The 26,559-nt window shown below is 68.0% G+C and carries 25 protein-coding genes and 1 tRNA gene; 16 read left to right on the top strand and 10 right to left on the bottom strand.

Features of this window, described 5'->3' with window-relative positions; all coding sequences use genetic code 11:
* The first annotated feature begins 3 nt into the window (after window positions 1-3).
* From B5Y19_RS00655 to B5Y19_RS00635, 5 genes are all read left to right on the top strand, one after another.
* The gene (locus B5Y19_RS00655; protein WP_055728927.1) at window positions 4-897 is read left to right on the top strand and encodes a PhzF family protein; all 894 of its coding nucleotides are present in this window, start codon (window positions 4-6) and stop codon (window positions 895-897) included.
* Window positions 894-1,616, top strand: a complete 723-nt coding sequence (locus tag B5Y19_RS00650; protein WP_055728928.1) for a hypothetical protein — start codon at window positions 894-896, stop codon at window positions 1,614-1,616. The genes B5Y19_RS00655 and B5Y19_RS00650 overlap by 4 nt, the downstream gene beginning before the upstream one ends.
* Before the next feature lie 204 nt (window positions 1,617-1,820).
* A complete protein-coding gene (locus tag B5Y19_RS00645) occupies window positions 1,821-3,908 on the top strand; it encodes a M3 family metallopeptidase (RefSeq protein ID WP_079590954.1) in 2,088 nt (695 codons plus the stop codon).
* A 335-nt stretch (window positions 3,909-4,243) separates the two neighbouring features.
* The gene (locus B5Y19_RS00640) at window positions 4,244-4,495 is read left to right on the top strand and encodes a type II toxin-antitoxin system RelB family anti-toxin (RefSeq protein ID WP_055728929.1); all 252 of its coding nucleotides are present in this window, start codon (window positions 4,244-4,246) and stop codon (window positions 4,493-4,495) included.
* An 88-nt stretch (window positions 4,496-4,583) separates the two neighbouring features.
* On the top strand, window positions 4,584-6,320 hold the full coding sequence (locus tag B5Y19_RS00635) for a SulP family inorganic anion transporter (protein WP_079590953.1): 1,737 nt from the start codon (window positions 4,584-4,586) through the stop codon (window positions 6,318-6,320).
* On the opposite strand, the gene B5Y19_RS00630 is transcribed toward B5Y19_RS00635, so the two are convergent.
* From B5Y19_RS00630 to B5Y19_RS00620, 3 genes are all read right to left on the bottom strand, one after another.
* Complete coding sequence (locus tag B5Y19_RS00630; protein ID WP_055728931.1) at window positions 6,308-6,646, bottom strand: hypothetical protein; 339 nt, start codon at window positions 6,644-6,646, stop codon at window positions 6,308-6,310. The genes B5Y19_RS00635 and B5Y19_RS00630 overlap by 13 nt on opposite strands.
* An 82-nt stretch (window positions 6,647-6,728) precedes the next feature.
* Window positions 6,729-7,235: a c-type cytochrome gene (locus tag B5Y19_RS00625; protein ID WP_055728932.1), complete on the bottom strand. Its 507-nt coding sequence runs from the start codon at window positions 7,233-7,235 to the stop codon at window positions 6,729-6,731.
* Window positions 7,236-7,363: 128 nt separating this feature from the next.
* Entirely contained in the window at window positions 7,364-8,005 is a 642-nt protein-coding gene (locus B5Y19_RS00620; protein ID WP_055728933.1) for a YoaK family protein, read from the bottom strand.
* A 415-nt stretch (window positions 8,006-8,420) separates the two neighbouring features.
* On the opposite strand from B5Y19_RS00620, the gene B5Y19_RS00615 reads away from it, so the two are divergent.
* The 3 genes from B5Y19_RS00615 (at window position 8,421) to B5Y19_RS00605 (ending at window position 11,710) form a co-directional block, all read left to right on the top strand.
* Entirely contained in the window at window positions 8,421-9,983 is a 1,563-nt protein-coding gene (locus tag B5Y19_RS00615) for a 2-isopropylmalate synthase (protein WP_055728934.1), read from the top strand.
* Window positions 9,984-10,217: 234 nt separating this feature from the next.
* Window positions 10,218-11,495 (top strand): solute carrier family 23 protein, encoded by a 1,278-nt coding sequence (locus tag B5Y19_RS00610; protein WP_055728935.1) that lies wholly within the window; start codon window positions 10,218-10,220, stop codon window positions 11,493-11,495.
* Between the two features lie 139 nt (window positions 11,496-11,634).
* Window positions 11,635-11,710 (top strand) — tRNA-Lys (locus B5Y19_RS00605).
* Window positions 11,711-11,811: 101 nt separating this feature from the next.
* Here the strand turns inward: B5Y19_RS00605 and B5Y19_RS26685 are convergent.
* Complete coding sequence (locus B5Y19_RS26685; RefSeq protein WP_055728936.1) at window positions 11,812-12,018, bottom strand: RcnB family protein; 207 nt, start codon at window positions 12,016-12,018, stop codon at window positions 11,812-11,814.
* Between the two features lie 357 nt (window positions 12,019-12,375).
* Between B5Y19_RS26685 and B5Y19_RS00595 the strand changes: the two genes are divergently transcribed.
* Together B5Y19_RS00595 and B5Y19_RS00590 are read left to right on the top strand one after the other, a co-directional pair.
* The gene (locus tag B5Y19_RS00595) at window positions 12,376-12,837 is read left to right on the top strand and encodes an MgtC/SapB family protein (protein WP_055728937.1); all 462 of its coding nucleotides are present in this window, start codon (window positions 12,376-12,378) and stop codon (window positions 12,835-12,837) included.
* A gap of 77 nt (window positions 12,838-12,914) precedes the next feature.
* Window positions 12,915-13,172 (top strand): hypothetical protein, encoded by a 258-nt coding sequence (locus tag B5Y19_RS00590; RefSeq protein ID WP_055728938.1) that lies wholly within the window; start codon window positions 12,915-12,917, stop codon window positions 13,170-13,172.
* 3 nt (window positions 13,173-13,175) lie between these two features.
* Here the strand turns inward: B5Y19_RS00590 and B5Y19_RS00585 are convergent, their stop codons facing one another.
* Window positions 13,176-14,564: a M20 family metallopeptidase gene (locus tag B5Y19_RS00585; protein WP_055728939.1), complete on the bottom strand. Its 1,389-nt coding sequence runs from the start codon at window positions 14,562-14,564 to the stop codon at window positions 13,176-13,178.
* 242 nt (window positions 14,565-14,806) lie between these two features.
* On the opposite strand from B5Y19_RS00585, the gene B5Y19_RS00580 reads away from it, so the two are divergent.
* Entirely contained in the window at window positions 14,807-16,210 is a 1,404-nt protein-coding gene (locus B5Y19_RS00580; RefSeq protein WP_244555435.1) for an SNF2-related protein, read from the top strand.
* A 117-nt stretch (window positions 16,211-16,327) separates the two neighbouring features.
* On the opposite strand, the gene B5Y19_RS25950 is transcribed toward B5Y19_RS00580, so the two are convergent.
* The 3 genes from B5Y19_RS25950 to uraH form a co-directional block, all read right to left on the bottom strand.
* Entirely contained in the window at window positions 16,328-16,486 is a 159-nt protein-coding gene (locus B5Y19_RS25950) for a hypothetical protein (RefSeq protein WP_156367073.1), read from the bottom strand.
* Window positions 16,487-16,574: 88 nt separating this feature from the next.
* Entirely contained in the window at window positions 16,575-17,999 is a 1,425-nt protein-coding gene (gene puuE, locus B5Y19_RS00575) for an allantoinase PuuE (protein ID WP_055728941.1), read from the bottom strand.
* Window positions 18,000-18,002: 3 nt separating this feature from the next.
* Window positions 18,003-18,356, bottom strand: a complete 354-nt coding sequence (uraH, locus tag B5Y19_RS00570) for a hydroxyisourate hydrolase (protein WP_055728942.1) — start codon at window positions 18,354-18,356, stop codon at window positions 18,003-18,005.
* Between the two features lie 241 nt (window positions 18,357-18,597).
* Between uraH and B5Y19_RS00565 the strand changes: the two genes are divergently transcribed.
* Window positions 18,598-19,836: a urate hydroxylase PuuD gene (locus tag B5Y19_RS00565; RefSeq protein ID WP_055728943.1), complete on the top strand. Its 1,239-nt coding sequence runs from the start codon at window positions 18,598-18,600 to the stop codon at window positions 19,834-19,836.
* A gap of 308 nt (window positions 19,837-20,144) precedes the next feature.
* Entirely contained in the window at window positions 20,145-22,658 is a 2,514-nt protein-coding gene (locus B5Y19_RS00560; protein WP_176168530.1) for a putative glycosyltransferase family protein, read from the top strand.
* 148 nt (window positions 22,659-22,806) lie between these two features.
* On the opposite strand, the gene B5Y19_RS00555 is transcribed toward B5Y19_RS00560, so the two are convergent.
* Window positions 22,807-23,868: an NAD(P)/FAD-dependent oxidoreductase gene (locus B5Y19_RS00555; protein ID WP_055728945.1), complete on the bottom strand. Its 1,062-nt coding sequence runs from the start codon at window positions 23,866-23,868 to the stop codon at window positions 22,807-22,809.
* Window positions 23,869-23,967: 99 nt separating this feature from the next.
* Window positions 23,968-24,396, bottom strand: coding sequence for a GlcG/HbpS family heme-binding protein (locus B5Y19_RS00550; protein ID WP_055729000.1), 429 nt, complete (start codon window positions 24,394-24,396; stop codon window positions 23,968-23,970).
* Between the two features lie 177 nt (window positions 24,397-24,573).
* Between B5Y19_RS00550 and lysM the strand changes: the two genes are divergently transcribed.
* From lysM to B5Y19_RS00535, 3 genes are all read left to right on the top strand, one after another.
* Window positions 24,574-25,017, top strand: coding sequence for a peptidoglycan-binding protein LysM (lysM, locus tag B5Y19_RS00545; RefSeq protein WP_055728946.1), 444 nt, complete (start codon window positions 24,574-24,576; stop codon window positions 25,015-25,017).
* Between the two features lie 144 nt (window positions 25,018-25,161).
* Window positions 25,162-25,479 (top strand): rhodanese-like domain-containing protein, encoded by a 318-nt coding sequence (locus B5Y19_RS00540; protein ID WP_055728947.1) that lies wholly within the window; start codon window positions 25,162-25,164, stop codon window positions 25,477-25,479.
* Window positions 25,480-25,545: 66 nt separating this feature from the next.
* Window positions 25,546-26,505, top strand: a complete 960-nt coding sequence (locus B5Y19_RS00535; RefSeq protein ID WP_055728948.1) for a YiiG family protein — start codon at window positions 25,546-25,548, stop codon at window positions 26,503-26,505.
* Window positions 26,506-26,559 lie beyond the last annotated feature (54 nt).

Genomic DNA, 26,559 nt, shown 5'->3' with positions numbered 1-26,559 from the left:
CAGATGAAACGCCGCTTCGTCACGCTCGACGTCTTCACCACGCGTCGCCATGCCGGCAACCCGCTGGCGGTCGTGCTCCAGTCGGAAGGACTCGATACCGAGGCGATGCAGGCGATCGCCCGCGAGTTCAACCTGTCGGAGACGGTCTTCGTCTTCCCGCCCGAGAACCCGGGCCATCGCGCCGCGATCCGCATCTTCACTCCGGGCGCCGAACTGCCCTTCGCTGGCCATCCGACGGTCGGCTCGGCCGTCTGGCTCGCGCTCAGCGACGAAGCCGAGGGGGCCCCAACCGACCTGCTGGTGCTGGAGGAGAAGGTCGGGCCGGTCTCCTGCGCCGTCGAGGTCAAGGGCAGCCATGCCGGTCACGCCGTCTTCACCCTGCCGCGCCTGCCGGAACAGATGGGCGAGACAGCTGCGGCCGAGGCGTTGGCAGCGACGCTTGGCGTCGATCGCGAGGATATCGGCTTCGGTACGCACCTGCCTGCGGTCTTTACCGCCGGCGTGCCCTATATCTGCATTCCGGTCGGCTCGCGGGAGGCCGTTGCCAAAGCGCGGCCCGATCTCGGCCGCTGGGACGCCGCGATGCAGGGTGGGGCGGCCTTCGTCTACAGCCGCGAGACGGCCGAGACCGGCCATCACTTCCATGCGCGCATGTTCGCGCCGAACATCGGGGTCCTCGAGGACCCGGCGACCGGCTCGGCGGCGGCGGCTTTTGCCGGCGTGGTCATGGCCTTCGACAAGCCCGAGGATGGCGACCATCGCTTCGTCATCGAGCAGGGCTACGAGATGGGCCGGCCCTCGCAGATCACGCTGGAGATGAGCGTGCGGGACGGTGCGCTCGTCTCGGCGCGGATCGGCGGCTCGGCCGTCGTGGTCAGCGAGGGCGTGCTGCTGTGAGCGAGGGCGTCGAGAACGGCACGATCGTCCGGCTGTCGCGGGTCGAGGCGAGGGTCGAGCCCTATGACTGGGGGTTCGCGCGCGACAATGCCGAAAGGATCGAGGCGCATTGGGCGCGGATCAGCGCGGGCAAGCCGGCGATGTTCAACGGCCGCATCATGCTGCAGCACCGCGCCGCGATCCGCGATGGCGTATTCGAGGCCGGCTATTTCGAGGCCGACTATGCCGCCTTCATGACCTGGCGCGACGCCGGCCATCCCGGCCCGGTCATCCGCAACGGCTTCGCCATGGCGGCGCTGAGAGCCAATGACGGTGCCTTCCTCTGCGGGAAGATGGGCGACCACACCGCCAATGCGGGCAAGGTCTATTTCGCCGCCGGCACGCCCGACCGCGAGGACGCCCGTCCCGACGGCACGCTCGACCTCGCCGGCAGCGTCACCCGCGAGCTCGGCGAGGAGACGGGCCTGCGCGTCGAGGAACTCGGCGTGGGCGAGGGCTGGACGGCGGTGATCGAGCAGGGCCGCATCGCCTTCATGCGCGAGGTCGGCATCGACCTGCCGGCGGAGGAGGCGCGCGCGCTGATGCTCGAGCGGATGCAGCATCTCGACGAGGAGGAGCTGTCCGACATCGTCATCGTGCGCGATCTCGCCGAGACCGAAAAGCACGACATGCCGCCCTTCATGCGCCGCTATCTCGCACATATCTTCCAGGCGGGCTGAAAGCCGATTTGGAGGTTGGTGAAGCCCTCATCCTGAGGAGCCATTCCCAAGGGAATGGTGTCTCGAAGGATGCTCCAGGAGACTCCGGAACCTTCTGGAGCATCCTTCGAGACGCCGCTTTCGCGGCTCCTCAGGATGAGGGCTGACAATTCCAAATCGGGTTCCAGGCCCGCCCGATCCCGTCCGCTCCGTGAAAGTGCCCCGATGACATCTCCCGAGACCGCCTATCCCGAAGCCCTTGCATTGCCGGCCGAAAACCCCTTCGCCGCGCGCTGGGAGACGCCTTTCCGCCTGCCGCCCTTCGCGGCGATCAAGCCCGAGCATATCCGCCCCGCCTTCGATGCGGCGCTGGCCAAGCACAAGGCCGAGATCGCGGCGATCGTCGCCGACAAGGCGGCGCCCGACTTCGCCAATACGATCGAGGCGCTGGAGCGGGCGGGCCGCGCGCTCTCCCGCGTAGGCGGCGTGTTCTACAACCTGACCGGCGCCGACACGAACGAGGCGCTGCAGGCGATCGAGCGCGAGATGTCGCCGATCACCTCGCGGCACTGGTCGGCGATCATGATGGATGAGGGCCTCTTCGCCCGGGTCGACGCGGTCAATACGAAGCGCGATGCGCTTGGCCTCGACGCCGAGCAGGCGCGGCTGCTGGAGCGCAGCTACAAGGGCTTCATCCGCTCGGGCGCCAAGCTCGGACCCGAGGACAAGAAGCGGCTGGCGGCGATCAATGAGCGGCTGGCGGGCCTCGGCACCCAGTTCAGCCAGAACGTGCTCAAGGACGAATCCTCCTATGCGCTGTTCATCGCGGACCAAGCCGGGCTTGCCGGCCTGCCGGAATTCCTGAAGGCGGCGATGGCGCGCGCCGCGGCCGATCGTGGCAAGCCGGGCCAGCATGCGGTGACGCTGTCGCGCTCGATCATCGAGCCCTTCCTGACCTTCTCGACCCGTCGCGACCTGCGCGAGGAGGCCTTCATCGCCTGGAGCAAGCGCGGCGAGAACGGTGGGGAGAGCGACAACCGCGCCATCGTCGCCGAGATGGTGAAGCTCAGGGCCGAGAAGGCGAGGCTGCTGGGCTATCCGACCTTCGCGCATTTCAAGCTCGACGACGCCATGGCGAAGACGCCGGAGCATGTGCGCGACCTGCTCGAGCTGGTCTGGAAGCCGGCCAAGGCGCGCGCGGCGCGCGAGGCGGCCGATCTCGCGGCGCTCGCCCAGGACGAGGGCGAGAACGGGCCGATCCGTCCCTGGGACTGGCGCCACTATGCGGAGAAGGTCAGGCAGAAGACCTATGCGCTCGATGAGGCCGTGCTGAAGCAGTATCTCCAGCTCGATCGCGTCCGGCAGGCGGCCTTCGACGTCGCCGGCAAGCTGTTCGGGCTCTCCTTCGCCGAGCGGCCGGAACTCGCCGGCTACCATCCCGACGTCCGCATCTTCGAGGTCACGGAGGCCACCACCAGGCGCCATATCGGCCTGTTCATCGGCGATTATTTCGCCCGTTCGTCGAAGCGCTCGGGCGCCTGGATGAGCGCCTTCCGCGGTCAGCGCAAGCTCGACGGCGAGACCCGGCCGATCATCGTCAATGTCTGCAATTTCGCGAAGCCGGCCGAGGGCAAGCCGGCCCTGCTCTCGCTCGACGATGCGCGCACGCTCTTCCACGAGTTCGGCCATGCGCTGCACGGCCTGCTCTCGGACGTGACCTACGGCTCGCTCGCCGGCACGGCGGTGGCGCGCGATTTCGTAGAGCTGCCTTCCCAGCTCTACGAGCACTGGTTCCTGACGCGCGAGGTGATGCGGGAATACTGCCACCATGCCGAGACGGCTGAGCCGATCCCCGAGGCGCTGATCGAGAAGATCGAGAAGGCGCAGACCTTCAACCAGGGCTTCGCCACGGTGGAGTACACCTCCTCGGCGCTGGTCGATCTCGCCTTCCATTCGCTGGAGGAACCTGCGCAGATCGATCCGCTCGCCTTCGAGGCGGCGGAACTCGCGCGCCTCGGCATGCCGGCCGAGATCATCATGCGCCACCGCACGCCGCATTTCACGCATGTCTTCTCCGGCGACGGCTATTCGGCCGGCTACTACAGCTATCTCTGGTCCGAGGTGATGGATGCCGACGCCTTCAACGCCTTCACCGAGGCGGGCGACGTGTTCTCGGCCGCCGTGGCGGAAAAGCTGAAGCGCTACATCTATGCGGCCGGCGACACCCGCGATGCGGCGGAAGCCTACACGCTCTTCCGCGGGCGCCTGCCGACGCCGGATGCGCTGCTGGAGAAGCGGGGGCTGGCCGGGTAACCCTCCTGGCAGGACCGACGATCGGTCATTCCGGGCAGCGCGGAGGCCCGAATCCAAGGCCGCGACGCTTGCCGTCATGGTCGGGCTTGTCCCGACCATCCACGTCTTCATCACTGCCATGTGGTGTTCAAGACGTGGATGCTCGCCACAAGGGCGAGCATGACGAGGTTGAGCGCGGCGCTGTTCATGTGCTCCGGGCGCTAGACAGCGCGAAGCCACAGAGGTCGCGGCCTGCGCCAAAACGTTCACCTCTCACCTCCTAAAGCTGATGTCGTGGACGTCAGTACGGATGGCCGGTATATTCATGTCGACGTCCCAGCGATGCGAGCCGGCTCATGATGACCGCTGCGCAGATGCGAGCTGCCCGGGCGATGCTCGGGATCGACCAGCGCCAGCTTGCCGAGATGGCGGGCGTCTCCCTGCCGACGATCCAGCGCATGGAGCGCAGCAACGGCACGGTGCGCGGCATGATCGAATCGCTGACGCGCGTCGTCGAGGCGCTCGACCGCGCCGGTGTCGTGCTGATCGGGGAGAATGCGGCCAGCGGCGGCGGGGGGCGCGGCGTCCGCCTCAAGGCGCCTCCGTGATCGCCCGCCGGAACCCGTTGCGACAGAGCGGCGCCGACCGCGATCCGGCCGACGAACCCGCTCCGAGGTGGCAGAGGAAAGGGTCGTCATGGCCGCCACGAGCATCAAGCCCAGCTTCGTCGAGCTCTACACCCCCAAGCTGCTGACCGTCCTGCGCGAAGGCTACGGCCTGGGCCATCTCAGAGCCGACGCGATCTCCGGGCTGACGGTCGCCATCGTGGCGCTGCCGCTCTCCATGGCGATCGCCATCGCCTCGGGCGTCACGCCCGACCGGGGGCTCTACACCTCGATCATCGGCGGCTTCATCGTCTCGGCGCTGGGCGGCAGCCGCTTCCAGATCGGCGGGCCGGCCGGCGCTTTCATCGTGCTGGTCGCGGCCTGCGTGGCGCAGCATGGGCTCGATGGCCTGCTGCTCGCCACCTTCCTCTCCGGCCTGATGCTGGCGGCGGTCGGCCTGCTCGGGCTCGGCACCTTCATCAAGTACATCCCCTATCCGGTCACGGTCGGGTTCACGGCCGGCATCGCGGTCATCATCTTCGCCAGCCAGATCAAGGACCTGCTCGGGCTCACGCTCGCGGCCGAGCCGGGGCCGCTCCTGCCGAAGCTCGCGGCGCTCGCCGGGGCGCTGCCGACGGCGAGCCCTGCGGCGATCGTGATCACCGCCGTCACCGTCGGCCATATCCTGCTGCTGCGCCGCCTGCGGCCGCATTGGCCGGCCTTCATCATCGCCGTTTCGGTCGCGGCGGCGGGGGCGGCGCTCGTCGGCGCGCCGGTCGAGACCATCGGCACGCGCTTCGGCGGCATCCCGCAGACGCTGCCTCTGCCGCAACTGCCGGCGATGTCCTGGGAGAAGATCGTGGCGGTGCTGCCGAACGCGCTCTCCTTCACATTGCTTGGCTGCATCGAGAGCCTGCTTTCGGCGGTGGTGGCGGATTCGATGACCGGACGGCGGCACCGTTCCAATTGCGAGCTGGTGGCGCAAGGCCTTGCCAACATCGCCTCGCCGCTGTTCGGCGGCATCTGCGTCACCGGCAATATCGCGCGTACCGCCACCAATGTCCGTTCCGGTGCGCGCGGGCCGGTTTCAGGCATGCTGCATTCGGTCTTCCTGCTGCTGTTCATGCTCGTGGCGGCACCGCTCGCCTCCTACATCCCGCTGGCGGCGCTCGCCGGCGTGCTCGCGATCGTCGCCTGGAACATGGCCGAGAAGCATGAGTTCGCGACGCTGATCCGCGCTTCGCGCGGCGATGCGGTGGTGTTGCTCGTGACCTTCCTGCTGGTGATCTTCGTCGACCTGAGCACGGGCATCGTCGCCGGCTTCGTCGTCAGCGCGCTGCTCTTCCTGCACCGCATGGCCCAGACGGTCGCCGTCGAGAACGGCAAGCCGATGACGGATGAGGACCGGGCCGACACGGCCAATGGCGACCGGCGCAAGCCCTACGATGCCGCGCCCGCGACGGACCCAGACGTGGTGGTGGTGCGGATATCGGGCGCCTTCTTCTTCGGCGCGGCGGCGGCGGTGGGCGCGGCGCTCGACCGGATCGGCGAGGCGCCCAGGGCCTATGTCGTCGATCTCTCGGCGGTTTCGCTGCTCGATTCGACCGGCGCCGCGACGCTCGAGGGCTTCGTGCGCAAGGCGAACCGGCAGAGCGTGGTCGTCTATGTCGCCGGGGCGACCCGGGCCGTGCGCCGCACGCTGCTGATCCACGGCATCAGGCGGCCGCGGGTGCGCTTCGTCGCCTCGGTGACCGAGGCCGTGGCCGCGGTCCATGCGCGGATCGACCGCGCCGGAGCGGAGGGCGAGGCCGAGCCTCAGCCCGGATAGCCGAACCTCGCCTTGGTCGCGCGGATCTGGCCGATGGCGCCGGCATCGTTGCCGGCCGAGCAGGTCGAGCGGGCCCGCGAAATCTCGCCGCTGACGCGCGTATGCACGCCCTTGGTCGTGTGTCCGGTGGCGAGATCGTTGTCGATCACCGCCTGGAAGCGCTCGACCTCGCCGGAGCAGCCGGTGCCCGTCGGCATGCGGAAGGTGTTCGGCGTCACGCCGGGTGCAGCCTGCTCCGGCGGCGGGGCAGGGGGCGTGCTGGCCGTCGGCGTCTGGCAGGCCGAAAGCAGGATCGCGGCGAGTGCGAGGACGGGCAGGTGGCGCATCGAAAGCTCCGCTGATGCAAGACGGAGCGACGATGTCTGATTCTCGCTGCGAGCGAAATCGCGCGCCCGGCTCGCGCTGCCGCTATTGCGGCATGACCACGGAAAGATGGGGGGCGGTCGCCTTCTCACCGGGGCCGACGATCGCCGGGACGCGGTTCGCGACCGGCTTGAGACTCTTGAGATAGGCCACCAGCGCCGAGGCATCGGCATCGGTCAGCCTGCCGTAGCTCTTGTAGGGCATGATGGGTGCGAGGACGCGGCCGTCGGGCCGCGCCCCCTGACGCACCGCCTTCACGATGTCGGCCTCGGACCAGGAACCCAGCCCCGTCTCCCGGTCGGGCGTGAGGTTGGGCGGGAAGAACACGCCCAGGCCCGGGATGTGGAAGCCGACCTCGGATCCCGCGAGCGGCCGCTGCATGTCCGGCTTCCCCAGAAAGACGCCGGGCGTATGGCAGCCGGCGCAATCCATGATCGTCGCGAGATACTCGCCGCGCCGCAGCTTCTCCTGCGACGGCCCGGTCTGCGCAGCGAGCGCGGTTGGCGCCGAAAGGCCGATGACGATGAGCGTGCGGAAGATCGCCTGCCGCATGATTGCCTCCCTGGCGTCCTGTCCTGCCGTTTCCGCTGCGCCGACCTGCGCGAACGTTCGTCATTGCGATGGGTGACGTAAGGGAAGCTTAGCATTGCTCCAATGTCAGGGAAAGGACCGGGCGCGGTTCAGCCGTCGCGCAGGAAGAAGGTGGCGGCGATCGTCATCGCGGCGGCTGCCGCGGCGGCGAGCCAGATGGCCGCCAGGCCGATCCAGCCATGCACGGCCGCGCCCAGGAAGGCGCCGCCCATCAGCCCGAGCCAGAGCAGGAAATGGCGCAGGAAGGCGCGCTTCGGCCCGCCGAGCATGGCGGCGGCGATGCGCTGCCCCATCTTGACCAGCGTGCCTGTCATGTAGGTCAGCCCGATCGTGACCTCGCCATCGCGCTGGAAGACGGCGTTCTCCGTGCCCATGGCCACGGCGAGCAGGCCGACGGCCGGGAGCGCCGCGCCGCTCGTTTCCAGCAGTGCCGCCAGGGCGAGCAGCACCGTGACCACGCCGAGCACGGCCGGCGCGCGCTGCCGCCCGGTGGCGTGGCCGACGAGGGAGCCGAGCACGACGCCGCTGACGAAAAGGGCGATGATGCCGCCCGCGAGCGCGGCCCCGCCAGCCCTGCCGCCCGCGAGCTCGATGCCGAGCCGCGTCGTGTTGCCGGTCATGAAGGAGACGAAGAAGCCGCCGAGCGTGATGAAGCCGAGTGCGTCGACATAGCCGGCAAGCGCCGAAAAACAGGCGGCGAGCGCGATCTCGCGCCTCTGGTAGCGCATCATGACGAATACGAATCCTGGATCATCGATCCGGCGCGGGAGCCGGCCGAATCGGCGTTGCCTATCATAGGCCGCGGCAGCGTCTCGTCATGATCCGGCAACCGCATGCGACATATGCTTGCGCTGGACCCCCGCCTTCGGTTACATCCTGTCCCGTCGATTAGAGGAACGCCCGTGGTTTCGACCGCCCGCCATGACCTGACGAAAGACTGCGCCACCGCGCAGACCGTCGGCATGTGCGCCCGCGCTCCCCTCGCACGCGCTCCGTTCTCGCTTCTTGGCCTTCTTCTCCTTAGCTGCCCCTGAGGGCCGGCCGGGCATGCTGCCTGGGCGCTCAGGGGAGTGACGAGAACCGCCGACAGCAAACCAAGCGTCCGCCTCTTCAAACCGTGCGGCGCGCCGACACCGGAAGCAGACCATGACCAATCCGACCCAGACCAGCTCCTCCAAAGAGCGCGTGCTGATTTTCGACACCACCCTGCGCGATGGCGAGCAGTGCCCCGGCGCCACCATGACCTTCGAGGAGAAGCTGGAGGTCGCCGAGGCGCTCGACGCGATGGGCGTCGACATCATCGAGGCCGGCTTCCCGATCGCCTCCGAAGGTGACTTCGAGGCCGTCTCCGAGATCGCCCGCCGGCTGAAGCGCGCCACTGTCGCCGGCCTCGCCCGCGCCATCAGCGCCGATATCGCCCGGGCCGGCGAGGCGGTGCGCCATGCGGTGAAGCCACGCATCCACACCTTCGTCTCGACTTCGCCGATCCATCTGGAGCACCAGATGCGCAAGAGCCAGGAGGACGTGCTGCAGATCATCACCGCGACGGTGACGCAGGCGCGCAACCTGGTCGAGGATGTCGAATGGTCCGGCATGGACGCGACCCGCACACCGATCGACTATCTCTGCCGCGCGGTCGAGACCGCGATCAAGGCGGGCGCCACGACGATCAACCTGCCCGACACGGTGGGCTACGCCACGCCGGACGAGTACCGCGCCATGTTCAAGGCGGTGCGAGAGCGCGTGCCGAACGCCGACAAGGCGATCTTCTCGGCGCATTGCCACAATGACCTGGGCCTGGCCGTCGCCAATTCGCTGGCGGCGATCGAGGGCGGCGTCCGCCAGGTCGAATGCACGATCAACGGCATCGGCGAGCGCGCCGGCAATGCCGCGCTGGAAGAGATCGTGATGGCGCTGCGCGTGCGCGGCGACGTGATGCCCTACGACACCGGCATCGATGCGACGCAGCTGATGCGCGTCTCGAAGGCGGTATCGAGCGCCTGCTCCTTCCCGGTGCAGTACAACAAGGCGATCGTCGGCCGGAACGCCTTCGCTCATGAGAGCGGCATCCATCAGGACGGCATGCTGAAGAACAACACCACCTACGAGATCATGACGCCGGCCTCGGTCGGCGTGACCAAGACCTCGCTGGTGATGGGCAAGCACTCCGGCCGCGCCGCCTTCCGCTCGAAGCTGAAGGAGATGGGCTATGAGCTGGGCGACAACCAGCTGGAAGACGCCTTCACCCGCTTCAAGGCGCTGGCGGACCGCAAGAAGCACGTCTACGACGAGGACATCGAGGCGCTGGTCGATGAGAACATCGCCACCGCCAACGACCGGATCAAGCTGGAATCGCTGACCGTGATCGCCGGCACCCGGGGGCCGCAGCGGGCGACGATGAAGCTCGACGTGGAAGGCCGCTCCGTCACCGAGGAGGTCGAGGGCAACGGGCCGATCGACGCCATCTTCAATGCGATCAAGGCGATCGTGCCGCATGAGGCGGGGCTGGAGCTCTACGACGTCCATGCCGTGACCGAGGGCACCGACGCCCAGGCCGAGGTGACGGTGCGCCTGTCCCATGACGGCTCCTCCGTCACCGGCCGTGGCGCCGATCCGGACACGCTGGTCGCCTCGGCCAAGGCCTATCTGGTGGCGCTCAACAAGCTGATCGCCCGCGGCGGGCGCCTGCACGCCCAGGCGGCCGAGTAGGCACCGCATTCCTCGTCATGGTCGGGCTTGTCCCGGCCATCCACGTCTTCACCCAGCTAAGGCCGTGTCCGAGACGTGGATGCTCGCCACAAGGGCGAGCATGACGGGCCTATGGCGGAATAGCGCGAGGATCATCGATTCCGGTGGATGAGGCCGCGGCGATCTGGCGCGGCCCGTCTTCTTGCCTTCATCTGCTCTTCCGGTGCGGTCGCCCCCCGGCGACCCTGGGGAGCGATGCCGATGGGCTATTTTCCGAACTGGACCCTGAAGACTTCCGGCGCGGTGATGCCGGACGAGCGGCTGCCGACCGGGCAGACGGTGATCGCCGGCCTGCAGCATGTCGTGGCGATGTTCGGCTCGACCGTGCTGGCGCCGGTGCTGATGGGCTTCGACCCGAATGTCGCGATCTTCTTCTCGGGCATCGCGACGCTGCTGTTCTTCGTCATCACCCGCGGGCAGCTGCCGAGCTATCTCGGCTCCTCCTTCGCCTTCATCGGCGTCGTCATCGCGGCGACGGGCTATGCCGGCTCCGGTCCCAACCCGAATATCGGCGTGGCGCTCGGCGGCATCATCGCTTGCGGCGCGGTCTATGCGCTGATCGGGGTGATCGTGCAGGGCGTCGGCACGCGCTGGATCGAGACGCTGCTGCCGCCGGTGGTGACCGGCGCGGTCGTGGCAGCGATCGGCCTCAACCTCACCTCGGTCGCGATCAGCATGATCTCGGCCAGCCCCTACACCAAGTGGATCGCGTTGTTCACGGTCGTCGCCGTGGCGCTGGTCGCCGTCTATGGGCGCGGGCTGCCGCAGCGCCTGCCGGTGCTGATCGGTGGGCTCGCCGCCTACATCCTCTATGCGCTGACGGCGTCGAGCTTCGGCGCGCCGACGATCGATTTCGGCAAGATCGGCGCGGCCGCCTGGTTCGGCCTGCCGCAATTCGTGGCGCCGGTCTTCGAGATGAAGGCGATCACGCTGATCGTGCCGGTCGCGATCATCCTGGTCGCGGAGAATCTCGGGCATATCAAGGGCATCTCGGTGATGACCGGGCGCAATTTCGACCATCTGATCGGCCGCGGCTTCTTCGCCGACGGCCTCGGCACGATGATCGCCGGCTCGGGCGGCGGCACGGGTGTGACCACCTATGCCGAGAACATGGGCGTGATGGCGGTGACGCGGGTCTATTCGACGCTGGTCTTCGTCGCGGCCGGCATCATCGCGCTCCTGCTCGGCTTCTCGCCCAAGTTCGGCGCGGTGATCGGCACGATCCCCGTCGCGGTGCTCGGCGGCCTCGCGGTCGTGGTCTTCGGCCTCATCGCCGCCACGGCGGGCCGGATCTGGGTCGAGAACAAGGTCGACTTCTCCGAGCCGAAGAATCTGATCACGGTCGCGACCGCGCTGATTCTTGGCGCCGGCGACCTGAAGCTGCCGATCTTCGGCTACGAGCTCGGTGGAATCGGCACCGCGACCTTCGGCGCGATCGTGCTCTACCACCTGCTGAACCGCCGCACGGCGTGACGATCCACAGGCCCGCGCGGCTTTTTTTGCGGGCCTTGAAAAAACTGTCGCATATGGGTGGACAGGGGGCGGGGCCTTTGCTACACGCCCCCTGCCTGACGCGGCCGACGCCGCTGACCGGCGACGCTTCGTGGCGTATGGGTGATTAGCTCAGTTGGTAGAGCAGCTGACTCTTAATCAGCGGGTCGTAGGTTCGAGCCCTACATCACCCACCACGACCTTCCCGAACATCTCCGGAACCATCCCTCGCTGAAGCGAGCGGCCAGCGCCTGAGCGCCGCCGCCCGATCATGTGTCGCGGGACAGGCCGCTCCGGCTCAGCGGGCCGCGGCGAGGGCCGCGATCACGCCCGAGATCGAATTGATCAGGATGAACTGGTTGTCGACCCGGACCCAGCGCTGGCCAGGGCCCGGCGCGCGCAGGTGATGGCGGTGATAGTCCCGCACATAGCTGTGCCGGTACTGCCGGGGCAGGGCGTGGCCGCGGGCCCAGCGATCCTTGCGGACGATGACCTTCTTGGTCACATGCTTCTCGACTTGGACAGGGCCATGACGAGCCGGGCCGTGATACGGCGCCCGGTAAGACTGCGCGAAGCTGGGAGCGGTGGCGGCGAGTAGAACGGCACCGGCGATGGCAGAAGCAAGAATTCTTTTCATGACAATATCTCCTGATTTCGATGGTGTTATTGTGGAGTTCTTTCGCTAAACGGGAGATGAATGGCCGGATTAATTCTTGGTAATGTCGAAGTCATCTAGAATCGGCATTTCGACTATCTGAAAATACCTTCTTGCGGCTGCGCGCCGTTCCAGCTGCCCGCCTGCTTCGTCGCCGCGAGGCTGTGCTATCGTCGGCTTCGGGCTGAAGGCGGAGCGGGCTGCATCGTGGACGAACTCGAACTGATGCTTCGGCTGCTCGCAGGCCTCGTGGCAGGGGTCGCCGTCGGATGGCAGCGGACACTGCAGCACAAGAGCGCAGGGTTGCGGACCTTCGGGCTGGTCGGGATCGGCACGGCCGCCGCCGCGAGCCTGTTCAGCGAGACGCTGCACCCGGATGCGGCGAGCCGCGTCGTCCAGGGCGTTCTGACCGGAATCGGCTTTCTCGGGGCGGGGCTGATCATCCACCGCAACGGCGAGATGGCGCCGCACGGCCTGACCACCGCAGCGGCGATCTGGGTGACGGCGGCGCTAGGCTGTTCCGCCGGGCTCGGGAAATGGCTGGTGACGCTGACGGCGACGGGGCTCGCCCTCTTCCTGCTCGCCCTCGACCATTCGCTGGAACGTCGGCTCCAGAGGCGCCATGCGCCGCCGGGGGAGGATGGGGCGGGAGGTCCGTCGCCCGATTGAGCGGCGCCCGGTCCGCATGGCACCTGAGGGAGCTTTTGGCCGGCTCGGGCGTTCCTGCCCTAAAGGGCAGTTTCCGCATGATGCAGTTCAATCGCAGTTTCGCCGCCGGCCCGGCCAACACGCCGGCCGTACCCGATACGCCGCCCGAGGCGCCACCGCTGACTCCGGGCAATGTGCCGCCGGCGCCGCCGGTCGAGTCGCCCCCGGAGGACGAGCCGCAGGGCATCCCGACCGAGCCGCCGCCGGAATTGCCACCGAATGCGCCGCCGGAGGCACCCCCGGCGACGCCGATCGACCTGCCGCCGGGGCGTGATCCGCGCCGGCCGCAGGAATGAGCCTCAGACGGCGGGCGCGTTGCCCGAGCCGACATCCCAGTAGAGGCCGGCCATGGCGGTGAGCGCCTCGCGCGCGATGGCGACGGGCAGATGCTCGTCCGGCGCGTGCTGCGAGCAGCCGGGATAGGAATGCGGCACCCAGATCGTGCGCAGGCCCAGGATGTCGGCGAAGATGTCGTTCGGCAGCGAGCCGCCGAGATTGGGCAGCAGCGCCGGCTGCTTGCCGGTGCTCTGGGCGATCGAAGCCAGTGCGAAGTCCACCCAGGGATCTTCGGGGTCCAGCCGGGTCGCGCCGAAGATCTCGGAGCGGCTGAGCGAGACCTCGACCATCGGGAAGTTGTGGCGCTGGAGATGGCGCTTCAGGGCCGGGACGACGTCGTTCTGGTCGATGCCGACGACGAAGCGCAGCTGGCAGCGGGCCCAGGCGCTCGGCGGCACGGCGTTCACCGGCGTCTCGGGCACGCCCGACTTCATCGCCAGAACATCGAAGGAGCACCAGCCGAAGACCTGCTCGGCCGGGGTGAGGCCGGGCTCGCCCCAATCGGGATCGATGGTCGGACCGTCCGGGCCGCCGTCGATCTCGCAACCGACCAGCGCCTTGCGCACGGCCGGCGGCAGCTCCTTCGGCACCCATTCATGGATGCGGATCTGGCCGGTCGGCGAGGCGATCGAGGCGATGGCATGGGCGAGCTGGATCGCCGGATCAGAGAGGATGCCGCCCCAGTTGCCGGAGTGGTGGCCGCCCTCGCGCGCATTGATCGAGAGGTCGAAGGTGACGCCGCCGCGCGCGCCGAGGAAGACCGTCGGGCGGTCGGCGTTGAGGCGCGGCCCGTCCGAGGCGATCAGGATGTCGGCCTTGAACAGCTCCTTCTGCTCGGTGCAGAGCTCGCGCAGGCCCGGCGAGCCGGATTCCTCGCCCATCTCGATCAGGTACTTGGCGTTGAAGCCGAGCTTGCCGCGCGTCTCCAGCACGGCGCGCAGCGCGCTGAGGTTGATCAGGTGCTGCCCCTTGTTGTCGACGACGCCGCGGCCGTACCAGCGGCCCTCGCGCTCGGTGAGCTTCCAGGGCGAGAGACCCTCGCTCCATTGCGCGTCGAGGCCGCGGATCACGTCGCCATGGCCGTAACCCAGAATGGTCGGCAGCGAGGGATCCTCGATGCGCTCGGCATAGAGGAAGGGGCCGCGGGCCTTGGGATGGGTGAGGACGCGGCAGGCGAAGCCGAGCGATTCGAGCAGCGGCCGCATCTCCTGCTCGAGATAATCGCCGAGGACGGGGGCGCGGTCCGGGTTCTGGCTTTCGGTGGGTATGGCGACGAGGCGGGCGAGATCGCTCTTCAGCCTGCCGGAATCGAAACAGTCCTGTGCTTTCGCGATCGCCTGCGCGCGGGTCATGGTCTTGTGGTCTCCCGAAGTGATGGCCGGCACAGTGCCGGTGGACGTAAGCGAACGCCAGTGCCAAGAGAGCCGGGCGCGCCATGCCCTCCAGGCGGGGCGCGGCCAGAGGCCGTCATGGCGAGGAGCGAAGCGACGAAGCAATCCAGGAGGACTTGGCTGAACGTCCTGATCGAGTCCCCCTGGATTGCTTCGCTGCGCTCGCAATGACGGATAACGTCCAAGCCAACCCCCGCCGTCCGATGACCTTCGTTCCCCATCCCCACCAACTCGTCGCCCGCGATGCGATCCTGGCCGCTCGCGCGAAGGGAGCATCCGGCTTCCTGCTCGGCGACCTCACCGGCCTCGGCAAGACGCTGTCGGCCTGGCTCGCGCTCTCGGCGATGCCGGAGCAGGAGGTGCTGGTGATCTGCCCGAAGGGCGCGATCCCGCAATGGCGGCGGACGATGGCGCTGTCCGGCCTGCCGGAGAAGCGCGTGACGCTGATGAATTTCGAGAAGACGAAGTCGCTGCTCGCTCCCGTCGCCGACAGCCGGAAGCGCTCGACGCGGGCGAAGAACAACGAGCTCGCCAAGCATGGCCGGCCGAAGCGGACCTGGCCGCTCGTCGTGATCGACGAGGCGCACCGCATCCGCAATCCGAACTCGCAACAGGGCCTGGTCTGCCGGCAGATGGCGGAAGCGGCCGATTTCACCATCTATATGAGCGCCACGGCCGGGCAGTCCCCGCACGAGCTCTCCTATCTCGGGCCGTTGCTGGCGAAGGCTGCGGGCATGCCATCAGCCGATCTCGACGGCTTCCGTACGCTGATGAAGCGTTTGAAGATCGGCCGAGCCAAGGGGCGCTGGAAGAACTGGAGCTGGGAGCCCAACGAGGCCGACCGCAAGGTCATGGCCGATCTGCTCTATCGCGGCGCCAACGCCATCGGCCTGCGCCGCCGGCCGGAGGAGATCGCGGGCTGGCCGGAGGTGCAGCGCGAGCTCGCGCCGGTCGCTCTCGATCATGCCGCCCGCAAGCTCTACGAGGCGACCTGGCGCGAATTCCGCAAGGAGCTGGGCCTCGCCGGCGGCTCGACGCGCAAGCCCCAGGGCTGGGCCGCCGATCTGCGTTTCCGGCAGAAGGCCAGCCTGCTGCGCATCCCCGGCACCGCCGATTTCTGCGAGGACCTGCTCGGCAATGACGAGCAGGTGGCGATCTCGGTCGCCTTCCTCGAGACCAGCGCGATGCTGGCCGAGACGCTCAAGGGGCGTGGCTGGCGCATCGGCGAGATCAATGGCGAGCGTTCCGGCCTGCAGAACGAGGAGACGCGCATCGCCTTCCAGACCGGCGCGCTCGATGCGGTGATCTTCACGGTGACCGAGTCGATCTCGCTGCACCGCGGCGAGATGGCAGGCGGCGAGCGCGAGCGGGCGCTCGTCATCCACGACATGCGCCACAGCGCGATCCAGCTGCAGCAGATCGAGGGCCGCTGCCACCGCGACGGCCAGCACGCGACGATCTTCTACACCTATGCCGAGGACACGGTGGAGGAGGCGATCGCGGGCACGGTGATTCAGCGCATGGCGGCGATGGAAGGGCTCGCCGGCGACGACACGCGCATGCTGGAGGCGATCGCGGAGATCGTCGAAGGGCGGGTGGCGGCGTAAGCCGTCATTGCGAGGAGCGAAGCGACGAAGCAATCCAGGAGGACTGGGTGAGCCGTTGAACCCAGCCCTCCTGGATTGCTTCGCTGCGCTCGCAATGACGGGTGGGTCCCGAAACCGTCAGTTGCGCGCGCGCTCGCCGAGGTCCTTGGCGCCTTCGACCGATGATTGGGTCAGCCGCACGATGCTGTTCCAGGCATCGCGCGTATAGGCGCCCTGATGGACGATGGCGTCGTAGCCGACGACGAGCACGATGATCACGAGAAGCAGGCGGAACACGTAAGGAACTCCCTCGCTGGCGTGCATCAACGCCGCGATTGAGGGTGGGTTCCCGAATCGCGCCGCGGTAGGCCGTCGCAGGCCCGGTTCAGCCGGCCGGCAGCAATTCCTTCAGCCGCAGCAGCGCGATTGTCTCGACCTGGGCCAGTGCCGTCGCGACTTCCTGCTCCGGCGTGTTCTTGAGGCGCGCGTCGAAGGCGGCGAGGATCTCGGCCTTGGTGGCGCCCTTCACCGCCATGATGAAGGGGATGCCGAAACGGGTCTTGTAGGCCTCGTTCAGCGCGGTGAAGCGGACGCGCTCGTCGCTGGTGAGACGATCGAGCCCGGCGGAAGCCTGTTCCTGCGTCGATTCCGGCGTGAGCGCGCCGGCCGCCGCGAGCTTGCCGGCAAGATCGGGATGGGCGGTGAGCAGGTCCTTCTTGCGCTCGGGCGTGCCCTTGCGCATGGCGGCAACCATCGCCGCATGCAGCCCGTCGGCGGTGTCCTGCGCGGGCCCGATGCCGGCATCATAGGCCGTCTCGGCGATCCAGGGCGAATGCTCCCAGACCCGGCCATAGACCTCGGTGAAGAGCGCTTTCGGCAGCTTCGACGGGACATAGCCGCCGGCCGGGGGGTGGGTCCGGACCCAGTGGCGGGCGATGTCGAGCCGGGTCGCGATCCAGACCCGGTCATGGCTCTTCACATAGTCGAGGAAGCGGGCGAGGGCGGCGGCGCGGCCCGGCCGGCCGACGAGGCGGCAATGCAGGCCGATCGACATCATCTTCGGCGCGGTCTCGCCCTCGGCATAGAGCGTGTCGAACGAGTCCTTGAGATAGGTGAAGAACTGGTCGCCGGTGTTGAAGCCCTGCGGCGTGGCGAAGCGCATGTCGTTGGCGTCGAGCGTGTAGGGCACGGCGAGCTGCGGCCCTTTCGGCCCGGCGAGCCAATAGGGCAATTCGTCGGCATAGACGTCGGCCGTGTAGAGGAAGCCGCCTTCCTCCATCGTCAGCGGAATCGTGTTCTCGGAGGTGCGGCCCTGATAGCAGCCGAGCGGACGCTCGCCGGCGAGCTCGGTCTGGATGCGGATCGCCTCGAGGATGTCGGCGCGCTCGCGCTCCTTCGGCGTGTCGCGATAGTCGATCCATTTCAGGCCGTGGGTCGCGATCTCCCAGCCGGCCTCCTGCATCGAGCCGACGATCTCGGGATAGCGCGCCAGCGCGCTGGCGACGGCGAAGACGGTCACCGGCAGCTTGCGCTCGGTGAACATCCGCCACAGCCGCCAATAGCCGGCGCGGGAGCCGTATTCGTAGATCGACTCCATGTTCATGTGGCGCTGGCCGGGCCAGGGCGCAGCACCGACGATCTCGGAGAGGAAGGCTTCCGAGGCGGCATCGCCATGGAGGATGCAGTTCTCGCCGCCTTCCTCGTAATTGATCACGAACTGGACGGCGATGCGGGCCTCGCCCGGCCAATGCGGATGCGGAGCCGCGCGGCCGTAGCCCTTCATGTCGCGGGGATAGGTGGTCTGGGTCATGCTCTAGCTGCCGCGATAGGTGGAATAGCTCCAGGGCGAGGCGAGGAGCGGGACGTGGTAATGCCCCTCCGGCTCGGCGATGCCGAAGCGGATCGGGACGAGATCGAGGAAGGCGGGCTCGGGCAGGGCGCTGCCGAGCCCGCGGAAATAGGCGCCGACGGAAAAGCCGAGTTCATAGGTGCCGGGCAGGAGCGCGCCGGAGAGCAGGGGCGCATCGGTGCGGCCGTCGGCATTGGTCACGGCCTCGGCCAGCCGTTCCCGCGAGCCGTCGGGGTTCAGGCGCTCGAGCGTGATCGCGACGCCGGCGGCGGGCCGGCCGTTGACCGTGTCGAGCACATGCGTCGAGAGGCGTCCCATTCGCAGCCGTTCTCCTGAAAGCACCGGTGACCGGCGGTGCCGATTCCGGGACCGCCTCGCATCGACTGTAGAGCGCCGCCGACGAAAATCGATATCGGCATTTAAGCCAAGATCATGTTCCCGGATGTCAATTCTGCCGGCGTCTCGACGATTTCGGGCGGAGCGAAAGCAGGCTAGCTTCATCGCGCCGGAGCCGCGGCTGCGGATTCGGGACGACCACCAGCCCTCGCGGAGCGCAGCCATGCTCGAAGCCTATCTGATGGAATGGGGCGGGATGATGCTGCGCTGGCTCCATGTCATCACGGCGATCGCCTGGATCGGGGCTTCCTTCTTCTTCATCCATCTCGACGCCTCGCTGAAGCCGGCCGAGGACATTCCGCCGGGCACCGGCGGGCGCGCCTGGCAGGTGCATGGCGGCGGCTTCTACGAGATGCGGAAATACATGGTCGCGCCCGCGGTGATGCCGGCGGAGCTGACCTGGCACAAATGGCAGAGCTACTGGACCTGGATCTCCGGCTTCTTCCTGCTGGTCTGGGTCTATTACGCCCAGTCCGAGCTCTACCTGATCGACCCTGCGGTGATGCAGCTTTCGCCCTTCGCCGCAGGCGCCATCGGGATCGCCGCGCTGGTCGTGGGCTGGCTGATCTACGACCTGATGTGCAAGTCGCCGCTCGGCAAGCATGACGTGCTGCTCGGCCTCGTCGGCTTCGGCTATGTCGTGGCGGCGAGCTGGGCCTTCGCCAACGTCTTCTCCGGGCGGGGCGCGCTGATCCATACCGGCGCGCTGATGGCGACGATCATGACCGCCAACGTCTTCTTCAACATCATGCCCGGGCAGCGGAAGGTGATCGCGGCGCTCACCGCGGGCGAGAAGCCCGATCCGAAATACGGCAAGGCCGCCAAGCAGCGCTCGACGCACAACAACTACATCACCCTGCCGGTGCTGTTCCTGATGCTGTCGAACCACTATCCGGTGACCTACGCCAACTCGGCCGTGATCCCGCAGCTGGTGGCGCTGGTGATCGTAGCCGGCGCGCTGATCCGGCACTTCTTCAACGTCCGCCACGCCGACCATGCGAAATCGCCCTGGTGGTGCTGGGTGGTGGCGATCCTGGCATTGTGGTTCGCCTTCTGGGTGGCGATGTCGTCCTCGCCGGGCGGGCGCGAGCAGCTCGGCCTCAAGCCGCGCGAGATGCCGAAGCCGATGCTGCTGGCGGGGATGAGCCTGCCGCCGGCCGAGGTCGCCAACATCGTGACCGGGCGCTGCGCCATGTGCCATGCGCCGGAGCCGTCCTGGCCGGGCATCCAGATCGCGCCGAAGGGCGTGCTGCTGCACGAGCCAGAGCAGATCGCCATCCATGCCCGCGCCATTCGCAGCCAGGCCGTGATGACCCATGCGATGCCGCCGAACAACCTCTCGGGCATGACGCCGGCGGAGCGCCGGGCGCTGGCCGGCTGGCTCGCGGCCGCGGCGCGCTGAGGTTCTGCGCCGTCATGCCGGCCCTTGTGGCGAGCATCCACGTCTTGAACGCCGCACTCGATGAAGGAAGACGTGGATGGTCGGGGCAAGCCGGCCATGACGGGAGGCGTGCCTCGAGGACGCCGGCAACCGCGTCCTTCGCGCCCCCGGTTTCCACTTTCTTCAGCTTGTCCGCAGCCCCGCTCACGGATGCGTGATCGCGTTCAGATTCGGTTCAGGTGACGGTCACCAAGGTGCCGCCCCACTGACAGGGCTGGAGGCAGGTTCCCAGAACGGGACCGTCCGTGCCGAGGACCGTGGGGGTCCGCTTGAGACGCGTGAATGCAAGGGGCGCCGGCTACCTGCTGGCGGCCATCGGTTTCGTCTTGGCATGGGGCATCCTGTGCTGGCCCTGGCTGTCGGGGGCGGTGACGATTCCGTTCGACGCCAAGGCGCATTTCCAGGCGCAGATCCAGTTCCTGGCGCAGGCGCTCCATTCCGGGCAGTCGCCGTTCTGGAACCACAATATCTTCGGCGGCTCGCCGCAGATCGCCGATCCGCAATCGCTGATCTTCTCGCCCGCGATCCTGCTCGCGCTGATCTCGCCGGCGCCGAGCTTCCGCGAGGTCGACGCCTATGTGCTGGCGCATCTGCTGGCGGGCGGCATCGCGCTCATCCTGTTCTTCCGCGACCGCGGCTGGCACCCCGCCGGCGGCCTGCTGGCGGCGTTGGTCTTCGCCTTCGGCGCTTCCGCCGCCTGGCGCGTCCAGCATGTCGGGCAGATCGCCAGCCTCGCCTTCTTCGCCATCGCGTTCTGGCTGACGGCGCGGATGCTGCAGCGCTCCTCGGTCGTCGCCGGCATCTGCGCCGGCCTTGCCGCCGGCCTGATGGTGCTGGAGCCGGACCAGGTCGCTCTGCTCGGCGGCTATGTGCTGTTCGCCATGGTGGTGGCCCATTGGCTTTCGGGCGGCTGGCCGGGCTTCCGTGCCAGCCTGCTGCCGATCGCTGCCGCCAGCGTCGCGGGGCTCGCGGTCATCGCGTTGCCGCTGATCTGGACCTGGCTCTTCGCCGAGGCGACGACCCGGCCCGCGATCGACCTGACCGAGGCCGGGCGCGGCTCGCTGCACCCGGTCTCGCTGCTCACCGCCTTCATCGGCGACCTGTTCGGTGCCAAGGATCCGAATGTCGAGTTCTGGGGCCCCTACAACAACCCGCAATGGGCCAAGGAGCTGTTCCTGTCGCAGAACATGGGTCAGGTCTATTTCGGGGCGTTGCCGCTGCTGCTGATGCTGGCGCCGGGGCTGACCCGCGGCTGGCTCTGGGACAGGGCGGTGCGCCCGCTGACGCTGATGTTCGGCTTCATGGTGCTGTTCGCGCTGGGGCGCTACACGCCGCTGTTCCAGCTCGCCTATGACTATCTGCCCGGCGTGAAGCTGTTCCGCCGCCCGGCCGACGCGACCTTCCTGATCGGGGCGCTGGCGGCGGTGCTCTCGGGCTATGTGCTGCATCGCATCGTCACGGCGGAGGCCGGGACCTCCTTCCGACGCGATCTCGCGCTGGGAGCGGGGCTGGTTCTCGCGAGCTTCGCCGTCGCGCTCGCCGTCTCGCGCGGCGAGGGGCATCTCGGCGATGCCTGGAAGCCGGTCGCGCTCGCGCTCGGCTGGTTCGTCGTTGCAGGCGGCGCCGTCTTCCTGCTGCAGCGCTGGCGCGGCGCTCTCGGCACGGCCGCGGCCGCGGCGCTCGTCACCGGCGTGGTGGCGGCGGATCTCGGCGTCAACAACGGCCCCAACGAGTCGACCGCGCTGGCACCGCAGCTCTACGACGTGCTGCAGCCGGGCACGCGGAACGAGACGATCGCCCTGCTCAAGCGCCTGACCGCCCAGCCGGCAGGCTCGCCGCGCCGCGACCGGGTCGAGCTGCTCGGCATGGGCTTCGAGTGGCCGAATGCCGGCATGGTGCACGGCTTCGACCACACGCTCGGCTACAACCCGCTGCGGCTCGAGGAGTTTTCGGAGGCTGTCGGCACGCGAGACGGCATCGCCTCGCCATCCGAGCGCAAGTTCACGCCGCTCTTCCCGTCCTATCGCTGCCGGCTCGCGAACCTGCTCGGCCTGCGCTACATCGCCTCGCCGGTCCCGATCGAGCGGATCGACCAGGCGCTGGGCGGCGGCGACCTCAATCTCGTCGCCCGGACCAAGGAAGGCTATGTCTACGAGAACCCGCGGGCGCTGCCGCGCGTGCAGTTCGTCGGCGGCTGGCAGTTCGCCGATTTCGAGAGCATGAAGCTCTCGGGTCGCTGGCCGGAGACCGATCCGCAGCAGGCGGTTCTGCTCGATGTCGAGCCGCCGGTCGCGACGCCGGAGGGGCCGGTCGCGGTGCAGGCCGAGGTCAAGCTCATCCAGTATCGCAATGCGCAGGTCGACATCGAGGTGACGACGCCGGCCGCCGGCTTCGTCGTGCTCAACGACATCTGGCACCCCTGGTGGAAGGCCGAGGTCGACGGCGTCGAAACCGAGATCCTGAAGGCGAACGTGCTGTTCCGCGCCGTGCAGGTGCCGGCCGGAACGCACAAGGTCCGTTTCAGCTTCCAGCCGCTTGCGGGCGCGATCGCCGAACTCAGGGCGAGGATCGACCCGCAGGAGCCGGAGGATATGCTGCCGCCGCCGCCGATGCAGGAGCGGGACGCGCCGCAGATCGTCGCGGCTCCGCCCAGCAGCGGGCCGATTCTTGCGGGCCCCTCGGAGAGCGTGCGCCATTCGCTCGGCCTCGTCCCGACGCAGGGCTCGGCGGCGCGCAACGGCACGGCGTCGGCCCAGGCTCCGGGCGAAGCCAGCGCGCATTGAAGGACGCCGGGCTTTCGTGAAGTGCGGAGCCGCCCGGGTGACCGGAAGGTGCCCCGGCGTGACGGCGCGGCTCTACGGAAAACCGGACAGCGAAAAAGCCGCGGCCTTCACCGCGGCTTTTCGCATTCGGATGTCCTGAGACCGCCGATCAGGCGACGCCGAGCTTCTTCTGCAGGCTCGAAGAGGAGGTGGTGTACTGGAAGGTCAGCCGCTTCTCCGGATAGACGTAGCGATGGACCTTCTGGGCGCAGAGCGCCGCCTCGTGGAAGCCCGAGAGGATGAGCTTGAGCTTGCCCGGATAGGTGTTGATGTCGCCGACGGCGAAGATGCCGGGCACGTTGGTCTCGAACTTCTCGGTATCGACCGGGACGAGGTTCTCGTTGAGGTTCAGGCCCCAGTCGGCGATCGGGCCGAGCTTCATCGTCAGCCCGAAGAAGGGCAGCAGCGTATCGCAGGCGATCTCGAAGGGCTCGTTGTCGGTGCCGCGGCAGACGACGGCCGCGAGCTTGCCGTTCTCGCCCTTGAGACCGGTGACCTGGCCGAGCTTCATGTCCATCTTGCCCTCGGCGACGAGGGCGCGCATCTGCTCGACCGAATGCGGCGCGGCGCGGAAATCGTCGCGGCGATGCATCAGCGTGACGCGGTTGGCGATGGGCTGGAGGTTGAGCGTCCAGTCGAGGGCTGAATCGCCGCCGCCGACGATCAGGATGTTGCGGCCGCGGAAGGCCTCCATCTTGCGCACGGCGTAGAAGATCGAGCCGTTCTCATAGGCCTCGATGCCGGGGATCGGCGGCTTCTTCGGCTGGAAGGAGCCGCCGCCGGCCGCGATGATCACGGTCTTGGTGTCGAAGACGGTGCCGGCATCGGTGGTGACGCGGAAGCGCGGTGCCGTGGCCGTGCCGGTCGGCTCGACCGCCTCGATCATCTGGTTGAGATGGAAGGTCGGCCCGAAGGGCTTGATCTGCTCCAGCAGATTGTCGACCAGCGCCTGGCCGGTCACCATCGGGAAGCCGGGGATGTCGTAGATCGGCTTCTCCGGATAGAGCTCCGCGCACTGCCCGCCGACCTTCGGCAGGATGTCGACGAGATGCGCGCGGATGTCGAGCAGGCCGAGCTCGAAGACCGTGAACAGGCCGCAGGGGCCGGCGCCGATGATGACGACGTCGGTGGTGATGACTTCGTTTTCGTTGGCGGCAGCCGCTTCGCTCATGATCCTACCTTCGATCCGGTCCAAACTGTACGGTTTAACGAACCCGGGCAGGGAGGAGATGAGGCTTCACAGGCCGAATGGCAAGAGAAAAAGCGCGGATCAGGCCCCGGTTTCGGCGCTCAGACCCGCGGCCGCCACACCGGCGCAGGCGGCGATCTCGTCATTGTCGGAGGTGTCGCCGGAGATGCCGATGGCGCCGAGCAGTTCGCCGCCGGCCGAGCGGATCAGGACCGCGCCGGGCACCGGGATCAGCCCGCCATCGACCGCGTGCGTCGCAGCCTGGATGAAATAGGGCCGGTCCAGGGCGAGCTTCTGCAGCGCGCGCGAGCCGACGCCGAGGGCGACGCTGCCCTGGGCCTTGCCGAGGGCGATCTCGCCCCGCTTGAGGCTGGTGCCGTCCTGGGCGGCGAAGGCCTTGAGGGCGCCGCGCGCATCGAGGACAGCGATGGCGAGCGGCTTGAAGCCATTGGCCTGGCCATGGGCGAGCGCGGCCTGGAGGATGGTCTGGGCCTGGGCGAGAGTGAGCATGGGGAACTCCGGGTTGAACATCGCGTTCTTGCCAGCCGCGTCGCGTGCTGGAAAGGACCTTTCGGGGCTTGCAGGCGCAATCACCGGTAGGCCGGAGGGAAAACACCTTTTCCGCTTTGGCTTGCGTGCGACGCTCCGACAGGGCTTGATAGCCGCCCCAGGCTAGGAGGACATCCAATGGGTTTGTTCAGTTTCATCAAGGAAGCGGGTGCGAAGATCTTCGGCTCGAGCCCGGCCAAGGCCGCGACCCCCGATGATCTGCAGAAGGAACTCGCGGGGCACGGGCTGCCCTCCGACGTCAACATCCAGATCGACGGCGACAAGGTGAAGGTCTCCGGCAAGGCGGTTTCGACCGAGGAGGCCGAGAAGATCATCCTCGCGCTCGGCAACACCACCGGCGTTGCGCAGGTCGAATCGGACCTGATCGTCAACAAGGAGGCGCCGGCGGCCGTGTTCTACACGGTGAAGAAGGGCGACACGCTCTGGAAGATCGCCGAGGAGCACTACGGCAAGGGCCAGGGCGCCAAGTACACCGAGATCGTCAAGGCCAACACGCCGCCGGTGAAGAACCCCGACCTGATCCTGCCGGGCTGGGTGCTGCGCATTCCCGCGCAGGGCTGAGACGTTTCACCGACCAGGCAGCCGCGCGCCCGGTGCTCGCGGCTGTTTTCGTTTCCGGCACCCGGAGCGCCGCCCGGTGGTGGCGTTTCCCGAGGTCCAGCCCTATCTGATCGGCTCGCCTGACCGAGCTGGAGTGACCTGCCCATGATCGTGAACGACCTCGATATCGACGACATCAAGGCGGGCTTGGGCGACGGCTCGATCCTGCTCGTCGATGTGCGCGAGCCGCATGAATTCGCGGCGGGGCATATCCCGGGCGCGGTCTCGCGGCCGCTCTCGCAATTCGATCCGGCCGACCTGCCGAACGAGCCGGGCAAGCGCATCGTGCTCTCCTGCGCCGCCGGGGTCCGCTCGCGCCGGGCGCTGGAATACGCACAATCGGCCGGGCTCGATATCGACAGCCACTATGCCGGCGGCTTCAAGGACTGGCTGATGCATGGCGGGCCGGTCGCGCAGGACTGAGCGCCCGAGCCTCATTGGTAAGACGTGTCATTCGTAAGACATATTGCAGAAGACGGAATTGGATTGATGACGACCCGAAGCATTCTCCGCGGTGCCACCTGCGCCGCCGCCCTCGTCCTCGCTGCGCCGGCCCCCGTCTGGGCGCAGGGCGCGGCGACCGTGCCCACCAACAGCGCGAGCAAGGCACAGGACGAGGATCTCCAGGCCGCGATCAGCAAGTCGAACGCCTATACGGCGCTGATGAACCGCACGCTGCGCGCCATCCAGTCCTGGGAGCGCTATGGCAGCTGGGTCGACATGAAGAAGGGCCCGACCGGCAGGGAGCGCTACATCACCTACGGGCTCTACAGCGTCTATGACGTCACCAGCGAGACCAAGAAGGCCGAGGAGGCGATGGCGCGCGAGCCGAAGCTGCCGGCGATCGACGAGACCATGGGCCGCTACATCAAGGCCTATCAGGAGCTGGCGCCGCTGATCACCAAGGCCGAGCGCTACTACGACCGCAAGGACTATCGCGACGACAATCTCGCCGAGGGCCAGAGGCTGCATGCGCTGATGGTGCCGGCCGCGAAGACCTTCCTCGAGGAGCGCGCCAAGCTCGACGCGCTGATGCGGGTCTACAAGAAGGGGCTGGACCAGCGCGAGCTTGCCGCGACCGAACAGCGGGAAGGGCGCTCCGCCCGCTGGCAGGTGCGCAACATCATGATCAATGCGCGCGCCGTGATGGACCTGATGCCGAGCAACGAGAGCCCGGTCGTCGATCTCAAGGCCTTCAATGCCGCCGTGGCGGACTATGCGGCGGCGATCCGCGAGATGGACGCCTTCAAGGACAAGGAGCCCAAGGGCATCCCCTTCATCGAGAGCCAGGCGAGCTCCTGGCTCGGCAAGCTGCGCGATTTCAGCGAGAAGCTGGCCAAGAGCAAGGGCGATGTCCGCCGCGGCGCCGCGAACGACGCCAACTGGATCGTCAACAACTACAACACCATGGTCTCGCTTTCGGAGACGGCGGTCCGCATGTCGCGGTGAGGCGTAATGCTCCGAGCGCACCCCGGTGCATCCTGTACCGGGGGGCTGACGTGG

Origin of the sequence: Allobosea thiooxidans, assembly GCF_900168195.1 — a bacterium.
Lineage (GTDB): Bacteria > Pseudomonadota > Alphaproteobacteria > Rhizobiales > Beijerinckiaceae > Allobosea > Allobosea thiooxidans.
This window is presented reverse-complemented; position numbering and strand designations above follow the sequence as displayed.